The following is a 16067-nucleotide window of genomic DNA, read 5'->3' as shown; positions in this document are numbered from 1 at the left end:
CTTCGCGACTATTGCCCGGTATGACCAGCGGCCTCTCGACTAATGGCCTCCATGAAGCCAATGCCTGCGTGATCTGCCGCGATTAGTGGTTGCGGTCGTTTGGATTGTGGTGTCGCAGGGGCAGGGAGTACTGGTCTTCCGGCAACAGCTGCCGCCCTTTACTGACCTCGTCGAACAAAGTACCCAGGCCTGAACTTGGTAAGGGCGGACAGAAGCGGTGACCCTGCATCAGGTGACAGCCGGCACTGCGCATGAAGCTATCCTCTTCCGCCGTTTCCACGCTGGATGCGGAGACGGTTAGCGAGAGCTGGCGAGCCAGGTTGATCAGGGTGTGCACGATCGCCGCCGTATTCTCTTCCGTCGGGGCCTGCTGCAACAGGTCCTTGTCGATCTTAACCTGGTCGAAGGGCAGTTCGCGTAACAGGCGCAGGGACGACAGGCCACTGCCGAAGCGATCCAGTATCAGGCCGATGCCCAGTTTCTTGAGGCGCTCAAGGGTTCTGGCTGTCTCGTCCAGCCGATCGCTGAGTACGCGTTCATCGATCTCGAGGGCCAGCAGGCTGGGATCAAGGTGAGTGTCGCCAATAATGCGCTGCAGGCGAGAGGCCAATTGCGGATGATTGTACTGGCGCGATGACAGGTTGATGCTTACGGTGATCGGCGCCGGGCTCATGGCCTGGATCGCCCGGGCCTGCAGGCAGGCGTTGTGACAGACCCATTCCCCAAGCTGTTGTAGCTGGCCCGTCTGCTCGGCGACATCGAGAAAATCGTTAGGTGCCAGCAGGCCGCGAGTCGGGTGATTCCACCGCAGCAGCGCTTCCAGCCCGACGATGCGACCCGAACGGGCATTGATCATCGGCTGGTAATAGAGATCCAGCTGGCCCTCACGAATGGCCTCGCGCAGTTCGCGCTCCAGGGCCATTTGCCGTTGCATTTCCTCGTTCATGTCCCGGCTAAAGAACTGGATATTGTTGCGTCCAGCTTTTTTTGCGCGGTACATCGCCATGTCCGCATTCTTCAGCAGGTCGTCGTAGGTCTTACCATCCAGCGGCGCCAAGGTGATGCCGATACTGGAGGTGATCACCAGCTCGCCGCTGGGCACGCGAACAGGCTCGGTAATGGCGTTGAGGATACCGCGGGCGACTTTCTCGCAGCCATCTGCACCGTTGACCTGGTTCAGCAGGATGGCGAATTCATCACCACCGAGTCGGGCGATAGTGTCTTCCTCCCGCACGTTATTCTGTAGGCGGCGAGCCAGTTCCTGCAGCAATTCGTCGCCGGCATCGTGGCCGAGGGTGTCGTTGATGCGCTTGAAGTGGTCAACGTCCAGCGCGATCAGGGCGCAGTAGTGGCCGTGGCGCAGTGCGCTGGCGATGGCCTGACGGCAGCGGTCCTCGAACAGTCGCCGGTTGGCAGTATCGGTCAGGACGTCATAGTGAGCCAGGTAGTGGAGCTGGTTCTGGGTTTCGCGGATCTCGGAAATATCCTGGCCGATTAGGATGATTTGGACCGGCGTGTCTTCGTCCTCTTCCTGGAGGCGGTTGATATTCCAGAGGATCGTGTGACTGGTGCCATCAAAACTGTTTACGCGGGTCTCGATCTGGTCGCGGGTGAGCCCAGTGGTCAATACCTTTGTGATCTTCCACGCCAGCTCATCCCGTTGCTCCAGGGGAATGAAGGTTTCCAGCAGGTTGCGGTCCAACGCCTCGTCGCGACTATAGCCAAACAGGGTCTCCGCGGCGTTGTTCCACTGCCGTATCGACGTATCGCGGTCTACCACAATGATCGGATTGCTGGTGTTCTCGAACAGGGCTCGGAAATGACGCGACGAGCGCCGGAAGGATTTCTCCGCCTGCTCGCGGATAAAGATTTCGTCCTTGAGCTCGAAATTGGTGAGCTGGAGCTCCCGGGTGCGCTCCTCGACTGTGGTCTCCAGGCTGTTCTCCACGCGTTCACGGTCCGCCAGGAGCACGCGTACATAGCAGCACGTGCCTGCGATAGCGACGATCAGAGTTTCGCCCAGCAGCGTGTCGATCGCTTTGGCGGCGTTCGGGTCTGTCTGCAGGAAGACGCAGGCAAGGGCGACGAATGTTGCCACCGTGATCGCCATCATGCTGCCGCTCAACGAGAAGCGAGTCGACGACCAGGTCATCAGCGGTAGCAGCAGGAATAGGGCCTGCATCACGTCATACAGGGTCATGCCTACGATAAACAGGAGCCCCGCGGTCCAGAGAATCCACTCCAGCGGCCGGTAGAACAGGCGGGCAACCATGGGTTCACGTACCAGGCTCAGGATCAAGGGGCAAACCGTAAGGGTGCCGAGAGCATGGGAGAACCAGGTGAGCAGCAGGACCTCATTAATCGGCGTGCTGCCCTGGACTGCGGTTTGTGCCGCCAGGTAAGTAATCGGCAGGGCAGCCGCCAGGGAAGCGACGGTGATGGCACCCAGGAGCCAGATAAAGCCCAGATAGTCGGAAAGCGGATTGCGACCGCGCGAGGCCTGCCAGAAGACCCAGTACGCCGTTAATGGCGCCAGGGCATAAGAGAGGAAAACCGCCAGGAAAATGTCCAGGGAGCGGGTCGGGTCATTTTCTGCGGACTGGTAGACATGGACCAGGCCCGCAACAAACAGCGCCACCAGAATCGGCAGGATCGCCCGGCGCCCTCTCAGTAGCAGAAGCGCCAGTGCCAGGCCCGAAGGCAGCCAGGCCACGGAAATAGTGTCGACCTGCGTAGGGAGTTGCAGGCTGACCAGCGCAAGCGCGAGTATGCCCGCGGCAGTCAGTCCGTAGGCGAGCATGGCCTTGCCGGAGTCAACGAAGCGTGAGAGAGCGTTCAACGGAAACCCTTCCCTGGAACATAATGGGGTCTTGCGTCCTGATGCCAGAATTCAACCATAGCGCCGTAGCACGGAACCTCTCGCCTTTTTTTTCGCGCCTGCCTGTGCACTAGATGCGTGACGAGGGCGCTCTATACAAGGGCAATCCGGCCAGCGCTGGTACGCCACCCGACTCCAGTTTTCCGATGCGTTACACGTGTATGGGTGTAATTACGCCTGATCGGTGTACACATGCTTCCATCGGTTGCTCACATTCTTCCAATGTAGCCACGCTCTATGGCTATCACGCTCGCCTCAACAGCGTATCCCGAATTGCCGCGGTAACCTCCTTAATAACGGTTACCATCTGTAATCCAGCGGGTTGCGGGACGACGTGTCAGCATGATGGTTACATAGAAAGCCGAAGTGAAAGATCGACCGCCTCGAGGTCCTTGGTGAGGGTTCCTAATGAAATATAGTCCACTCCCGTCTCGGCGACAGGTATCAGGGTAGTTTCGTTGATACCACCGGAAGCTTCGATTTTCGCCTGATGTCCGTTCTCGCCGGCAGCCTGATTTTCCCTTACGGCCTGGCGTATATCCGCCAGGGAGAATTCGTCGAGCATGATAATGTCTGCGCCGGCGGTGAGCGCCTGGCGGAATTCATCGAGATTTTCTGTCTCGATTTCCACCGGCTTACCCGGCGCAATTCGATGTGCGGCGGCGACGGCATCGCCGATGGAGCCGCAGGCGGCAATATGGTTTTCCTTGATCAGGAAGGCATCGTACAGCCCGATTCGGTGGTTGTAGCAGCCGCCACAGGTGACGGCGTATTTCTGCGCCAGGCGCAGGCCCGGTAGGGTTTTACGGGTATCCAGCAGCCGCACGCCGGTATGTGCCACGCTATCGGCGTACTGCCGGCAGCGGGTGGCAACGCCGGACAGCGTCTGTAACCAGTTGAGGGCGCAGCGTTCTGCAGTAAGCAGGCTGCGGGCGTCACCTTTAACTGCGAACAATACCTGGTCGGGCTCCACCCGATCGCCGTCCTGACAGAACCATTCGATATCAACGCTTGCGTCCACCTGTCGGAAGACCTCGTTGACCCAGGCTCGCCCGGCGATAACGGCCTTCTCACGGGTAATGACCCGGGCCGATGCCTGACGTTCGGCAGGAATAAGCTGGGCGGTAATATCGCCGCTGCCGACGTCTTCTTGAAGGCTCAGGGCGACCGCCTGGCTGCGTGAGTGGCTGAGCTGTTGGCTAGTGAAGGCGGTCATTGGCTTGGGGAGACTCCGGGATGGTGAAAATCAGGGCAAGTTTACTGACTGATGAGGGCAGGGCCAACCCAAAAGACGACAGTATTTGCACTTGTCAACATGGATTCGACGCCAGGTGAGGGTGACGCAATGCGTCAACCTAATGTAGTCGGGAGCGTCATAACCAGCTTCCCGCAACTGATTGACTGACGGGTAAATCATCAGGAATTGTGAACTGGTTCCCTCGAACACAATCGGTGACAAAACCTGACACAAGATGACGCAGAAACAGCCTATGATGCAGACATGCTTGTAAACTAATGTGAAATCCGGAAAAACGTCAAAGCGGGTTTCAAGGCCTGTGCGGACAGGCTCGGGGCCACCCCGGAAGTGGCGAGTAGTAGTGACGAAGAACGTCTCGGGGGCAATCTCAATGAGCACTGACAATCGTGTCGTAAGCTTGCGGAAGGGAGCGGTGGAAAGCGCATTCGCGCTTCCGACGGCCTTGATTCGCCTTCGCGATTATTCTGGTCAGGCCCTGCGTAAGGAACTCACCGAATTCTTCGATAGTGCCGACGATGCCCTGTTCAACATGGCCGACAAGGCGGGCACCAATCAGGACCAGACCGCCTACTTCGACGCGATGCGCGAACTGCGCCTGCGCCGTAAGTCCATGACCCTCTCCATGCTGCAATGGGTCGCTCGCGCATTCAACGAAATCGGTTCCTTCGATCCACAGCCCCGTTCCGGTGGTTTGACCGAGGTGGATCAGGATAGCCTGAGCCTGCTGGACCATGGGGACCTCGAACAGCAGGTCGCTATCGACAACCTCACCACCAAGTTGCGTAACCGGCACCTGGAATCCATCCGGATGCTGGTCAGTCGCTTCCAGCACCTGGCTCCGAAGGTGAATCTGGAAGACCGTCAGATGCCGCTCAGTCCGGAGGTGATCTGCAGCGGCCTGCAGGAAGCCTGTAACGATCTGGATATCGATATCCGCGCCAAGCTGGTCGTGCTCAAGCTGTTCGACAAGCTCTTTATTACCCGGCTCGACAGCCTCTACCGGGATGCCAACACCCTGCTGATCAAGAGCGGCGTGCTGCCTGACATGAAGCGACCGCCGATCAGCGGCGCCGGTGTGAATGGCAACGCTGCTACGGCTCGCGGGCAGGTGCCCCCGTCGGAGCATCAGTCCTCCGGTGAGATCTCCGAAGCTGGCGATGCTGTAGGTGCTGCAGGAGAAGGGAGCGAAGGTAGTGATGCTACGTTCTCCGAACTTTCCGCGCTGTTGCATAGCGCACCGGGCAGTGATGATTCGGTAGGCTCGGGCCAGGTCTCCGCCGGCCAGGGTGCCGGCGCGCTCAATACGACTGACCTGATGAAATACCTGGCGTTGCTTCAACGCCGCGCCGATGCTACCGGCGCCTCTTCCTCCACCGGCCAGTCGGTGTCTTCCAGCAACCTGACACAGCAGGTGGAATCGCTGCTGGCTCGCCGCGGGCAGGGTATGGGCTCGCTGAACCAGGTGGATGCGGATGTGGTCAACCTGGTGACGATGCTGTTCGACTTTATCCTGGAGGATCGCCAGCTTCCGCCGCAGATGAAGACCATCATTGGGCGCCTGCAGATCCCGATCCTCAAGGTGGCCTTGCTGGATCGCAGCTTCTTCAATCGCGGTGGCCATCCGGCCCGCAAGCTCCTCAACGAACTGGCCATGGCGGGTATCGGCTGGAACGAGAAAGCAGAAGGCCAGCGTGATCCCCTGCGCGACAAGATCCAGGCCGTTGCCGATCGCTTGCTGGGCGACTTTACCGACAATGTCGATATCTTCTCCGAACTTCTGGAGGAATTCAGCCATTTCATGGACCTGGATCGTCGCCGCCGGGAGTTGGTTGAACAGCGACTGCGCGATGCCGAGGAAGGACGTGCACGTCAGGAGCGGGCCCGTGCCGCCGCCACGGAAGTGCTGGAAACGGTAACCCGTGATCGTCAACTGCCGCCGGTGGTGGAGAAGCTGCTTGGCGAACCTTGGTCCAAGGTCCTGCAATTCTTCTACCTGCGTGAAGGCGAAGATAGCAACAATTGGAAAAAGTCCGCCAAACTTGCTGAGCAATTGGTATGGAGCGTCGACCCGCAGCCGGTCACTGAAGAAACGCGAGGCGAACTGTTGCGCCGGATTCCGGCCATCGTGGACAACCTGCGCAAGGGGTTGCATAGCATCTCCTGGGACCCGTTTGCCAGCGATGCGATGATTCGGGACCTTGAACTGGCCCACGTCGATGCACTCCAGCAACTGGCCCTCGAGACGCCGGCCCCCGAAGTACCCGTAGTGGATAAACCGGCCGCCAATACACGTGCATCGGATGTCACTGGAGAGCCTGCGCACGCCCGCTCGACAATCCCGCACGACGAATTGGCGGCCCTGGCTGCAGCCGAATTCCGTGAAGTTCAGGCCAGGCGCCAGCCCGAGTCTGACGCGACGCCCACGCAGGCGGAGCCCCAGCAGGTGGGAGAAGTCGGCGTCCGTTCGACGGAAGAGGCTCCTGCGAAAGCCAGGGTCGAAGTGCAGGCCGCACCGGTGCAAGCAGAGGCAAGGATTCCCGGCGTGGACCCGCGCTGGATCGAGACCGCTGAGAAACTGCGGGTTGGCTCCTGGGTGGAACTGCTCAGCGATGGTCAGAAGACGCGTTGTAAGCTTGCCGCGATTATCAAGGCGACCGGTAAGTACATCTTCGTCAACCGCAACGGCGCAAAGGTGTCTGAATACAGTCTGGACGACGTGGCAAAAGCGCTCTCCACCGGTGAAGTCAGCATGCTGGATGATGGCTTGATCTTCGACCGGGCACTGGAATCCATCATCGACAATTTGCGTCACAGCCGGCGCGATTGATCGCCTTCGGCGGGGCTCGCGTTGGGGCCTCGCCGAGTCTCCCTGAATGGCCACTTCCGTTGCTTTGTGCTTCAATCATCGTAAAATTGCGGGCTGAATCGGGCGCCTCTGACCCGATCGGAACAATAAAAGACAGTGGGATTCATGCAGCGGTATTGTGATGGGTCCGCTAGACGGCTTTGATGGAAGCATCTTGATTTCCGAGCACTATCCACACGCGTTCTCGATCGACGAAGCCGGCTGGCTTGAGGGCGCCAGGCATTGTCCTTCACCGAATTTCGGCGTCCGCCCGAACGATGCGTCCATTTCCCTCCTCGTGGTCCACAACATCAGCCTGCCGCCCGGGCAGTTTGGCGGGGACGCCATCGAGCGCTTCTTCTGCAACCGGCTCGACGCGGAGGAGCACCCCTATTTTCAGCAGATCTGCGAAATGAAGGTTTCCGCTCACGCCCTGGTACGGCGGGATGGGGAGTGCGTCCAGTTCGTCTCCTTTCTCGATCGGGCGTGGCACGCCGGTCGCTCCAGTTTCCAGGGGGAAGAGGAGTGTAACGACTTCAGTATTGGCATTGAGCTCGAAGGCGCCGACGATATCCCCTACGAGCCCGAGCAATACCTGACCCTGGCGCGGATAGCACGGGCACTGATGCAGCGTTGGCCGCGGATCAGTCAGGAGCGGATGACAGGCCACAGCGACATCGCCCCAGGCCGCAAGACCGATCCAGGCCCCGCTTTCAGTTGGCCTACCTTTTTCGAGGCTCTCCTGGAAGCTCAGGATGCTCCGGCGAACGGCGTGGGTCGCTCACAATGAGTTTTGTCGTACTGCTGATCGCCTACGGAGTACGTCGGCTGCTGGATGGCTCCCAGGAATCCGGCTCGGACCCGGTATTTCGTCGTCTCCTGGCCCATGCCCCCGGTGTCGAGGCGGGACGGGAATCGCGACCGGTAGTGCCATTCCTCCTAATGATCGCATGCGTCGTGCTGGTTGCGGCAGTGGATATTGGACTCAGTCGCAGTAGCTGGTGGATGCTGACCTGGCCCTTGGATCTGGTATTGCTGGTCTTCGCCATGGGCGTTCCAGGCTGGCGCAACCCGATGCGGGCCTACGGCGAAGCCTGGCGCCGTGGAGATGCCCAGGCCGCCTGGCATCACGTCAATCATCTTATTTCCGCCGAGGAGCGTGGCTCGGCCTCGGCACCGGAGCAACTGCATCGCTCCCTGGCCCGACAGTTCATCCTTGTGGTCTTCGAGCGGTATTTCTTCCTCATCTTCTGGTACGTGCTCTTGGGGCCTGCTGGCTTGGTCTGGGCGCGGCTGGCATTGGCCTGGCGCGACCACTGGCCGCACCCCGCAACGCGGCACCCGTGTGCCCGCATGGTTTCCCTGATGGCCTGGATACCTGCCCGCCTGTTGAGCTTCAGCTTTGGTATCGCTGGCGATTTGAGCGGTTGGCTGCGTCAAACTCGTAAAAAGTTGCTAAATCCGGGTATCAGGTCGAGAGATCTGCTGTTCTTGGGTGCCAACGGGGCGCTTTCCAGTTATTCTCTTGATCCAGAACGCTTTGCCTCGACGCATCCCGACGAGTGGCCGGATTACGGTGAGCGCAGCCTGCGGGCCGTGCGAGACCTGCTCAATCGCAGCATGCTGGTCTGGATTTGCGCTTTGGCGCTATTTGCCATTGGTGGCGTCTTCACTTAAGAGGATGTCGCAAGACTAAAAGCTCTCGTTCATGCAGCGTTGGAAGCCGTGGAGCGCAGGCAACCGGCTCGACCAATAACAATAAACAAACGAAGTCGACCTCAAGTTTTTGAAGACCCTGGCGACATAATAAGTACGTTCATGAAATTCACGTCAGGGAGGGCGATGTGCTCGTTTCTGCTCCGGGCTTAACACCACGGCACCGGGGGCAGGCAATAAAAACAACTAGGTCTATAAAACGGCCGCAGGCACTGAGCATTAAGGGGGATCAGTGAAGCAACTTTTGTATCCTGCAGTTGCGTTGATGAACAGGCTGCCAATGATCTACAAGTTCAGCCTGATCAGTGTTCTTTTCCTTCTGCCGATCGGCGGCTTGTCCTATCTACTTGTCAGTCAGCTCAATAACTCCATAGCCGCTATTGATCGCGAGGCCGAAGGTCTGGAGCAGTTCCGGGAGGCTAACGCCCTGGTCCGGGCGGCCTACGCTTACCGTGACTACCGTTCCGTGGGGAAGATGACTAACGATGAGGCTGTGCTCGCCAAGAGTGCCGAGGCCCGGGCCGTTATCGACGCGTCTTTTGAGAGTCTGTTGGGCGCCGAAGTGAGCTTCGATGCCAGCGGTGGCTGGACTGCCCAGGTGGAAGCCTTGCAACAGGAGTGGGAAACCCTCAAGAGCGAAGATATCTTCCAGAGCAACATCGATCCCCAGTTCAAGTACTATCAGGAGTTCGTTCAGAAGGCCCGCTCATTACTGGCGTCGACGCTGAAAGTATCCGGTCTGGCCCAAGACCCGTTACCCGAGAATCAACTGCTCCTGGAACTGGGTACGACTTCCCTCCATGACTCCATGAGCGCCCAGGGGCAGGTCCGGGCGTTTGCCATCTATAGCCTGGCCCAGGGGCAGGTAGGTTACGCCCTGGCGGACGCCATGAACGAGCTGTTCGATCGCCTCACAAACTTGCACAGTCGCCTGGAATCCGAACTCCAGGTCGGCTTGAGTTCTTCCGAGGCGCTTAACCAGCATGCGGACCTGGCTAACGCCGTTGTCCAAAGCAGTCTCACTGTACGCGACGCTCTCGATGTTAACGTCATCACGCCTTACCGGCTGGAAATGCCCTGGCAGGAGTTCGACGAGCTGGTGAATGCGGAGCTGGAGCGGCACTTTGCGCTCCAGACCCACATATTCGACGCCGTGGGAGCCAATCTTGCGAGTCGGCTCGATACCGAAAGCCATCAGCGGCTGATTATCTTCCTGGCGTTGGGCGTGGTGCTGGCGATAATCGTCTACCTCTACCTGGGGTTCTTCATGTCCGTGAAAATGGCCATCACCCAGTTCGGCCGTGCGGCGCGCAAGGTGGCTGATGGTGACATGACCGTTCGTATCGACCTACAGAACCGTGACGAGCTGGGGGCGCTAACCAGCGAGTTCAACAACATGACCTCGAAGATGGCGGAATTGATCCGGTCCGTCAGCCGAACCACGGGCGATGTCGACGGCCAGGCCGTGCGTGTCAACGATACCGCATCTGCCAATAGCGAAGCGGTTTCCCGCCAGATGCAGGAGACTGACCAGATTTCCGATGCCATGCATCAGATGGTCGACACCGTGCAGGAAGTGGCCGAGAGCGCCCAACGGGCGTCCGATTCCGCTACCCATGCCGAGCGGGATGCCGATAAGGGGCGTCAGGTTGTAGCCGAGAGTGTCGATACCATCCATCGTCTGGCGGCGGAGATCAGAGGCGCAGTGGATGTTATCAACCGCGTCAGCGCTGACAGCGACAGCATCAGCCAGGTGCTGGTGGAGATCAAGGCGATTGCTGAACAAACGAACCTGCTTGCGTTGAATGCCGCCATCGAAGCCGCACGGGCCGGTGATCAGGGGCGCGGCTTCGCGGTCGTAGCTGACGAGGTTCGCTCGCTGTCCCAGCGTACGCATAAGTCGACCGAAGACATCGAGGAAATGATCGGTCGACTCCAGGATGGCGTGAAGGAAGCGGTCAAGGCGATGACCAACAGCCACGAGGTCACCGATGCCACGGTGGAGAAATCATCCGAAGTGACCCAGGCGCTGGAGAAAATCCTGGCCGGTATCTCGACCATCGTGGATATGAGTCACCAGATTGCGCAGGCTTCAGAAGAACAGTCCGCCGTGGCCAAGAACATCAACACTAACGTCGAGCAGATCACCGAGCTGGGTCACACTACTGCAGACAATGCGAAGGAAACTCTGGAAGCGTCCCGTGAAATGTCCGACCTTACCGCTGAATTGCGGCAACTGGTGGGTTCTTTCCGGGTCTAGAGCGGCGTTTACGGTTCAAACAAGAAAAGGCGGAGTTTGATGACTCCGCCTTTTTATCGGCTACCTGGTTTACTCAGCGTCAGGTTTGGGCGTGGGTGACCATAGCACTTCCTCTCCACCCTCTTTTCTCACCAGTACCCGGGCAAATACGAACAACAGATCCGATAGCCGGTTGAGGTAATGCCGCGATGCCATGTTGATGGAATCCTCGTGGCCCAGCGCTACGACTACGCGCTCCGCACGCCGGCAGATGGCCCGGGCCAGGTGGCAATGGGCAGCGTCGCGCCGACCACCAGGTAAGATGAAGTTCTTCAACGGCGGCAGGTTCTCGTTCCACTGATCCAGCGTCTGCTCCAGCCACTCGATGTGCCCGTCGCCGATGATTTGGCTGCCGGGGACGGCAAATTCGCCACCGAGATCAAACAAGTGGTGCTGGATACGACGCAGCACCTCGGCCAGTTCCGCCTCGTTGGCCAGATATTCGATAAGCACACCGATCTGGCAGTTCAGTTCATCCACCGTGCCCATGGCGTCGACGCGCTGGGCATTCTTGGCAATGCGACTGCCATCGGCAAGTCCGGTTGACCCGTCGTCACCGGTACGTGTGTAGATCTTTGAGAGTCGATAACCCATCTTGGCGTCCTATTAAGTCAGTGATCTGGAGATCGGTAGTCTGGAAATCGGTGTCCTAACGCAGGGCTTTTACGGCCTCGGTCAACGCACGGTTTACCGGCGCGGGCAAACCGAGACTCTCTGATTCGCGGGCGATGAAACCGTTCATCATGTCCACTTCGGTCGGCCGACCAGAACGGATGTCCTGGCGCATCGACGAACTGTTGGCGGCCGTGCGCCGGGCAACATCGCGAACCCGGGCTTCCAGTTCTTCCGGATGGGCCGTACGGCCAACGGCATGCATCAATTGGCTGACTTCATGACATACCGCACCGATGCGTTCCTCAAAGTAGTCGTGACCCAGTATCTCACCGTTGGAGCAATCGAGCAGGGCGGTAAAGGGGTTGATGCCAGCGTTGATGGCCAGCTTCTGCCAGAGTCGATCTTCGACGTCCTTATCAACACTCACCTCGAGCCCGGACCGGCCCAGTTGTTCAGCGGCTGTCGCTACGTGGCTGTGGGCGCATTCGTTGAGTGCGCCGACCCAGGTCTGGCCCCGGCCGGCGTGGATCAGCTCGCCGGCTGCGTCTATGTAGGCCCCTTCAGTCGTGGAGGCAGCCAGTATCGGCACGGATGAGAAGCGGGCGGCAATCGCCTGCTGGCTGCCCATGCCGTTCTGGAACAGGATGACAGGACGACGTCGGTGCAATAGCTGCTCTGCTGAGACCAAGGCCGCTTCGGCATCCGGAGCCTTAGTCGTTAACAGTATCAGGTCGGGGGCGAGGTCATGATTCCGGCAGACCGGAATATCGATTCGATGCCTATCGCCGTGGCTGTCGCAAAACACGAAATCGATGCGGGGCGCCTGAGCAGTGCGGGTGGCGAAAAAGAGCTCTGAACAGGGTTGCAGGTAGCCTGCCCAAAGGCGACCCATGGCGCCCGCACCGATGATCAGGATCCTGGGTTTGATCGCTTGTGTCATCGGCGCGGTGCTCATGATGGGCAATGCGAAGGCGATTACATTGCTTCGATTTTAGCCCGCTGGTCCTGCAGGCGCGTCTGGCTGCTAATGGCGTCGGCCAGCTTCGCTTTCTCTTTATCTACGACATCGGCCGGAGCCTTGGCCGTGAAGTTGGCGTTGCCCAGTTTACCTTCGAGACGCTTGATCTCCTTCTCGATGCGGTCAAGTTCCTTGTCGAGGCGATCAAGCTCGGCGGACTTGTCGATCAGACCCGCCATAGGCACCAGCACTTCCATATCGCCGACCAATTGTGTGGCGGACATCGGGGCTTCGTCGTCGCCCAGCCATTCCAGACTTTCCAGCTTGGCCAGAGAGACCAGGAAGGAGCGGTTCTTGTCCATACGCTCGCGATCGGAAGCGGGGCCGCGTAGCAGTGCGGGAATCTGCTTCGCCGGGGAAATGTTCATTTCACCCCGGATATTGCGTACGGCGATGATTGCCCCCTTGAGCCATTCGATATCAGCCTCGGCTGCAGCGTCGATCTTGCTGTCTTCTGTCACAGGGTAGGGCTGGAGCATGATGGTGTCGCCGGACTTGCCGGCCAGCGGCGCAATCCGCTGCCAGATCTCCTCGGTGATGAAGGGAATGATTGGGTGCGCAAGACGCAGTACGGCTTCCAGTACGCGAACCAGGTGCGGCGGGTGCCACGCTTGGCTTCGACGGACGCGTTATCGTCGGTCAGCACCGGCTTGGACAGCTCCAGGTACCAGTCGCAGTATTCGTTCCAGATGAACTCGTAGATGGCGTACGCAGCCAGGTCGAAACGATACTGCTCGAAATGACGCGTGACCTCCTTCTCACAGCGCTGCAGGGCACTGATGATCCAGCGATCCGCCAGTGACAGGTCAACCGGCTCGTCGTTGGCGCCGCAGTCCTGCCCTTCGGTGTTCATCAGCACATAGCGAGCGGCGTTCCAGAGCTTGTTACAGAAGTTGCGATAGCCCTCGAGGCGCTTCATGTCCCAGTTGATGTCCCGACCGGTGGTGGCCAGGGAGGTCAGGGTGAAACGCAGCGCGTCGGTGCCGTGGGCGCTGATGCCTTCCGGGAATTCCTTCTCGGTGCGCTTGGCGATCTTCTTCGCCAGCTGAGGCTGCATCAGGTTGCCGGTGCGCTTTTCGAGTAGGTCGTCCAGGGAGATACCATCCATCATGTCCAGCGGGTCAAGCACGTTGCCCTTCGATTTGGACATCTTGTTGCCCTGTTCGTCACGGATCAGACCAGTGACGTAGACGGTCTTGAAGGGCACATGCGGGTTGCCGTTCTCGTCCTTCATGAAGTGCATGGTCATCATGATCATCCGGGCGACCCAGAAGAAGATGATGTCGAAGCCGGTGACCAGCACGTCGGTCGGATGGAATGTCGCCAGGCGCTCGGTGTCTTCTGGCCAGCCCAGTGTGCCGAAGGTCCACAGCGCGGAGCTGAACCAAGTGTCCAGTACGTCTTCGTCTTGCTCCAGCGGCAAGTCGGCAGCCAGATTGTATTTCTCGCGCACCGACGCCTCGTCGCGGCCAACGTAGATGTTGCCGTCAGCGTCGTACCAGGCCGGAATACGGTGGCCCCACCAGAGTTGGCGGGAAATACACCAGTCCTGGATGTCGCGCATCCAGGAGAAGTACATGTTCTCGTACTGCTTGGGCACGAACTGGATACGGCCGTCCTCGACCGCCTCGATCGCCGGCTTGGCCAGGGTCTTGGCGTCGGCGAACCACTGGTCTGTGAGCATGGGCTCGATAATCAGGCCGGAACGGTCACCCCGGGGAACGCTAAGAACGTGGTCTTCCACGCGATCGAGCAGGCCTGCGGCCTCGAGATCGGCGACGATCTGCCTGCGTGCGTCTTCGCGGGTCAGACCGCCATAGGCCTCAGGTAGTGTGCCGTCGAGTTCGGTGTTTTCCGTGCCGTCGCTGTTGAACACCTCCGCCAGGTTGCGAATGTTGGCGTCCTGGGTCATCACGTTGATCATCGGCAGGTTATTGCGCTTACCCACGGCGTAGTCATTGAAGTCGTGAGCCGGCGTGATCTTCACGCAGCCAGACCCTTTCTCCGGGTCGGCATGTTCATCGGCGACGATGGGAATCTCGCGGTTGACCAGGGGAAGCAGGATCTTCTTGCCGATAAGGTGCTGATAACGCGCGTCGGTCGGGTGAACCGCCACCGCGGTATCACCCAGCATGGTTTCCGGACGGGTGGTGGCAACCACCAGGTAATCCTTGCCATCCTGTGTCTTCTCGCCGTCCGCCAACGGATAGCGCAGATGCCAGAAGTGGCCTTTCTCTTCCTTGTTCTCCACTTCCAGGTCGGAAATGGCGGTGTGCAGTTTCGGATCCCAGTTGACCAGGCGTTTGCCGCGGTAGATCAGGCCTTCATCGTACAGGCGGATGAACACTTCCTGTACGGCGCGGTAGAAACCGTCGTCCATGGTGAAGCGCTCATGGTCCCAATCGACGGAGTTGCCCAGGCGACGCATCTGACGGGTAATGGTGCCGCCGGATTCTTCCTTCCAGTTCCAGATGCGCTTGATGAATTCTTCCCGACCCAGGTCGTGCCGGCTTTTGTCCTCTTCTACCGCCAGTTTGCGTTCGACCACCATCTGGGTGGCGATGCCCGCGTGATCCGTGCCGACCTGCCACAGCGCATTACGGCCCTGCATCCGGCGAAAACGGGTGAGGGTATCCATGATGGTGTGCTGGAAGGCGTGGCCCATGTGCAGGCTACCAGTGACATTGGGCGGCGGGATCATGATGCAGTAGGACTCGCCTTCGCCTTGCGGGCGGAAGTAACCCTTCTGTTCCCAGTTCTGGTACCACTGACGCTCAATATTCTCGGGCTGGTAGGTCTTTTCCATGGAGGACTCTGCTTCGTGCCTGGTTAGATAGTGCTGGGAACCTTCATCTGGAGATTGAACTTTTCAGATGTTCCCGGTGTTAAGTGAGGGACGTGATTATACATGCCGCGCAACGCGCGGGCGAACCGTTAAGCTGCGTTTGAAGCAGGGCTTCAGCCGCGCTGGGCACCACGTCTGGCGTCGTGGACCCGCGCCTCGATGCCCAGTTCGCGCAACTGGCGAAAATGGGCGCGGGCCTGGTTGAGCGTTTGCGGATTGCTGTTGGCAATCAAGGCAAGGCGCTGGAAACGGTCGGCGTCGGCAGGGAGCGTCTCGCCCAGGACGATAACGGTGTCCCAGTCCTCCGGCGCAGGGTTGCCTGCGAACAGACCGATGCGCTCGGGGCAGGGCTCGTTACTGGAGGCCAGTTGCCGGTGGGGGAGAAAGCTTTCCGGACTAAATTGCCAGAGCATGGTGTCCAGGGCTTCAACCTGTTCGCCAGGATTGCAGACCAGGCAGATGCGGTCACCCTGGCGCCAGGCTTTGTCGGTCAGGCGCGCCGCATAGAGCAGGCGCGCCGATTCCGTATCCTGGGGCAGGAGGTAAAACCAGTGCCGGCCTTCCGGCCGGCTATCGGTATTGCTGGACATGGG

9 protein-coding genes and 1 pseudogene are annotated in these 16067 nt (G+C 59.4%); 4 read left to right on the top strand and 6 right to left on the bottom strand.

The genetic code is table 11. The features are described 5' to 3' along the window. Positions 1-82 precede the first annotated feature (82 nt). Together RE428_RS14135 and nadC are read right to left on the bottom strand one after the other, a co-directional pair. A complete protein-coding gene (locus RE428_RS14135; protein WP_004582669.1) occupies positions 83-2839 on the bottom strand; it encodes a bifunctional diguanylate cyclase/phosphodiesterase in 2757 nt (918 codons plus the stop codon). Positions 2840-3227: 388 nt separating this feature from the next. Beyond that, positions 3228-4094: a carboxylating nicotinate-nucleotide diphosphorylase gene (nadC, locus tag RE428_RS14130; RefSeq protein WP_004582668.1), complete on the bottom strand. Its 867-nt coding sequence runs from the start codon at positions 4092-4094 to the stop codon at positions 3228-3230. Between the two features lie 412 nt (positions 4095-4506). On the opposite strand from nadC, the gene RE428_RS14125 reads away from it, so the two are divergent. The 4 genes from RE428_RS14125 (at position 4507) to RE428_RS14110 (ending at position 10957) form a co-directional block, all read left to right on the top strand. Beyond that, complete coding sequence (locus RE428_RS14125; RefSeq protein WP_040882722.1) at positions 4507-6963, top strand: DUF1631 domain-containing protein; 2457 nt, start codon at positions 4507-4509, stop codon at positions 6961-6963. Between the two features lie 160 nt (positions 6964-7123). Continuing rightward, on the top strand, positions 7124-7771 hold the full coding sequence (ampD, locus tag RE428_RS14120; protein WP_004582666.1) for a 1,6-anhydro-N-acetylmuramyl-L-alanine amidase AmpD: 648 nt from the start codon (positions 7124-7126) through the stop codon (positions 7769-7771). Further along, positions 7768-8658, top strand: coding sequence for a regulatory signaling modulator protein AmpE (gene ampE, locus RE428_RS14115; RefSeq protein ID WP_004582665.1), 891 nt, complete (start codon positions 7768-7770; stop codon positions 8656-8658). The genes ampD and ampE overlap by 4 nt, the downstream gene beginning before the upstream one ends. 304 nt (positions 8659-8962) lie before the next feature. Then, a complete protein-coding gene (locus tag RE428_RS14110; protein WP_227500252.1) occupies positions 8963-10957 on the top strand; it encodes a methyl-accepting chemotaxis protein in 1995 nt (664 codons plus the stop codon). 69 nt (positions 10958-11026) lie between these two features. Here the strand turns inward: RE428_RS14110 and RE428_RS14105 are convergent, their stop codons facing one another. From RE428_RS14105 to RE428_RS14090, 4 genes and pseudogenes are all read right to left on the bottom strand, one after another. Further along, positions 11027-11590 carry a cob(I)yrinic acid a,c-diamide adenosyltransferase gene (locus RE428_RS14105; RefSeq protein WP_004582663.1) on the bottom strand — a complete coding sequence of 188 codons (564 nt, stop codon included), beginning with the start codon at positions 11588-11590 and terminating at the stop codon, positions 11027-11029. A 55-nt stretch (positions 11591-11645) separates the two neighbouring features. Continuing rightward, positions 11646-12551, bottom strand: a complete 906-nt coding sequence (locus RE428_RS14100; protein ID WP_004582662.1) for a ketopantoate reductase family protein — start codon at positions 12549-12551, stop codon at positions 11646-11648. 35 nt (positions 12552-12586) lie between these two features. Further along, positions 12587-15435: pseudogene (locus RE428_RS14095) on the bottom strand (valine--tRNA ligase). Positions 15436-15587: 152 nt separating this feature from the next. Further along, on the bottom strand, positions 15588-16064 hold the full coding sequence (locus RE428_RS14090; protein ID WP_004582660.1) for a DNA polymerase III subunit chi: 477 nt from the start codon (positions 16062-16064) through the stop codon (positions 15588-15590). Between the last annotated feature and the right edge of the window lie 3 nt (positions 16065-16067).

It is taken from the genome of Marinobacter nanhaiticus D15-8W, from assembly GCF_036511935.1.
GTDB lineage: Bacteria > Pseudomonadota > Gammaproteobacteria > Pseudomonadales > Oleiphilaceae > Marinobacter_A > Marinobacter_A nanhaiticus.
Note: the sequence above shows the minus strand (reverse complement) of the source record. Positions and strands in the feature narration are given on the sequence as shown.

What these genes read in the sequence shown, in the direction of transcription:
- RE428_RS14110 (WP_227500252.1), top strand. Translation starts at nt 8,963, where the DNA reads ATGAACAGGCTGCCAATGATCTACAAGTTCAGCCTGATCAGTGTTCTT.
- RE428_RS14125 (WP_040882722.1), top strand. Translation starts at nt 4,507, where the DNA reads ATGAGCACTGACAATCGTGTCGTAAGCTTGCGGAAGGGAGCGGTGGAA.
- RE428_RS14100 (WP_004582662.1), bottom strand. Translation starts at nt 12,551, where the DNA reads ATGACACAAGCGATCAAACCCAGGATCCTGATCATCGGTGCGGGCGCC.
- ampD (WP_004582666.1), top strand. Translation starts at nt 7,124, where the DNA reads ATGGGTCCGCTAGACGGCTTTGATGGAAGCATCTTGATTTCCGAGCAC.
- nadC (WP_004582668.1), bottom strand. Translation starts at nt 4,094, where the DNA reads ATGACCGCCTTCACTAGCCAACAGCTCAGCCACTCACGCAGCCAGGCG.
- ampE (WP_004582665.1), top strand. Translation starts at nt 7,768, where the DNA reads ATGAGTTTTGTCGTACTGCTGATCGCCTACGGAGTACGTCGGCTGCTG.
- RE428_RS14105 (WP_004582663.1), bottom strand. Translation starts at nt 11,590, where the DNA reads ATGGGTTATCGACTCTCAAAGATCTACACACGTACCGGTGACGACGGG.
- RE428_RS14090 (WP_004582660.1), bottom strand. Translation starts at nt 16,064, where the DNA reads ATGTCCAGCAATACCGATAGCCGGCCGGAAGGCCGGCACTGGTTTTAC.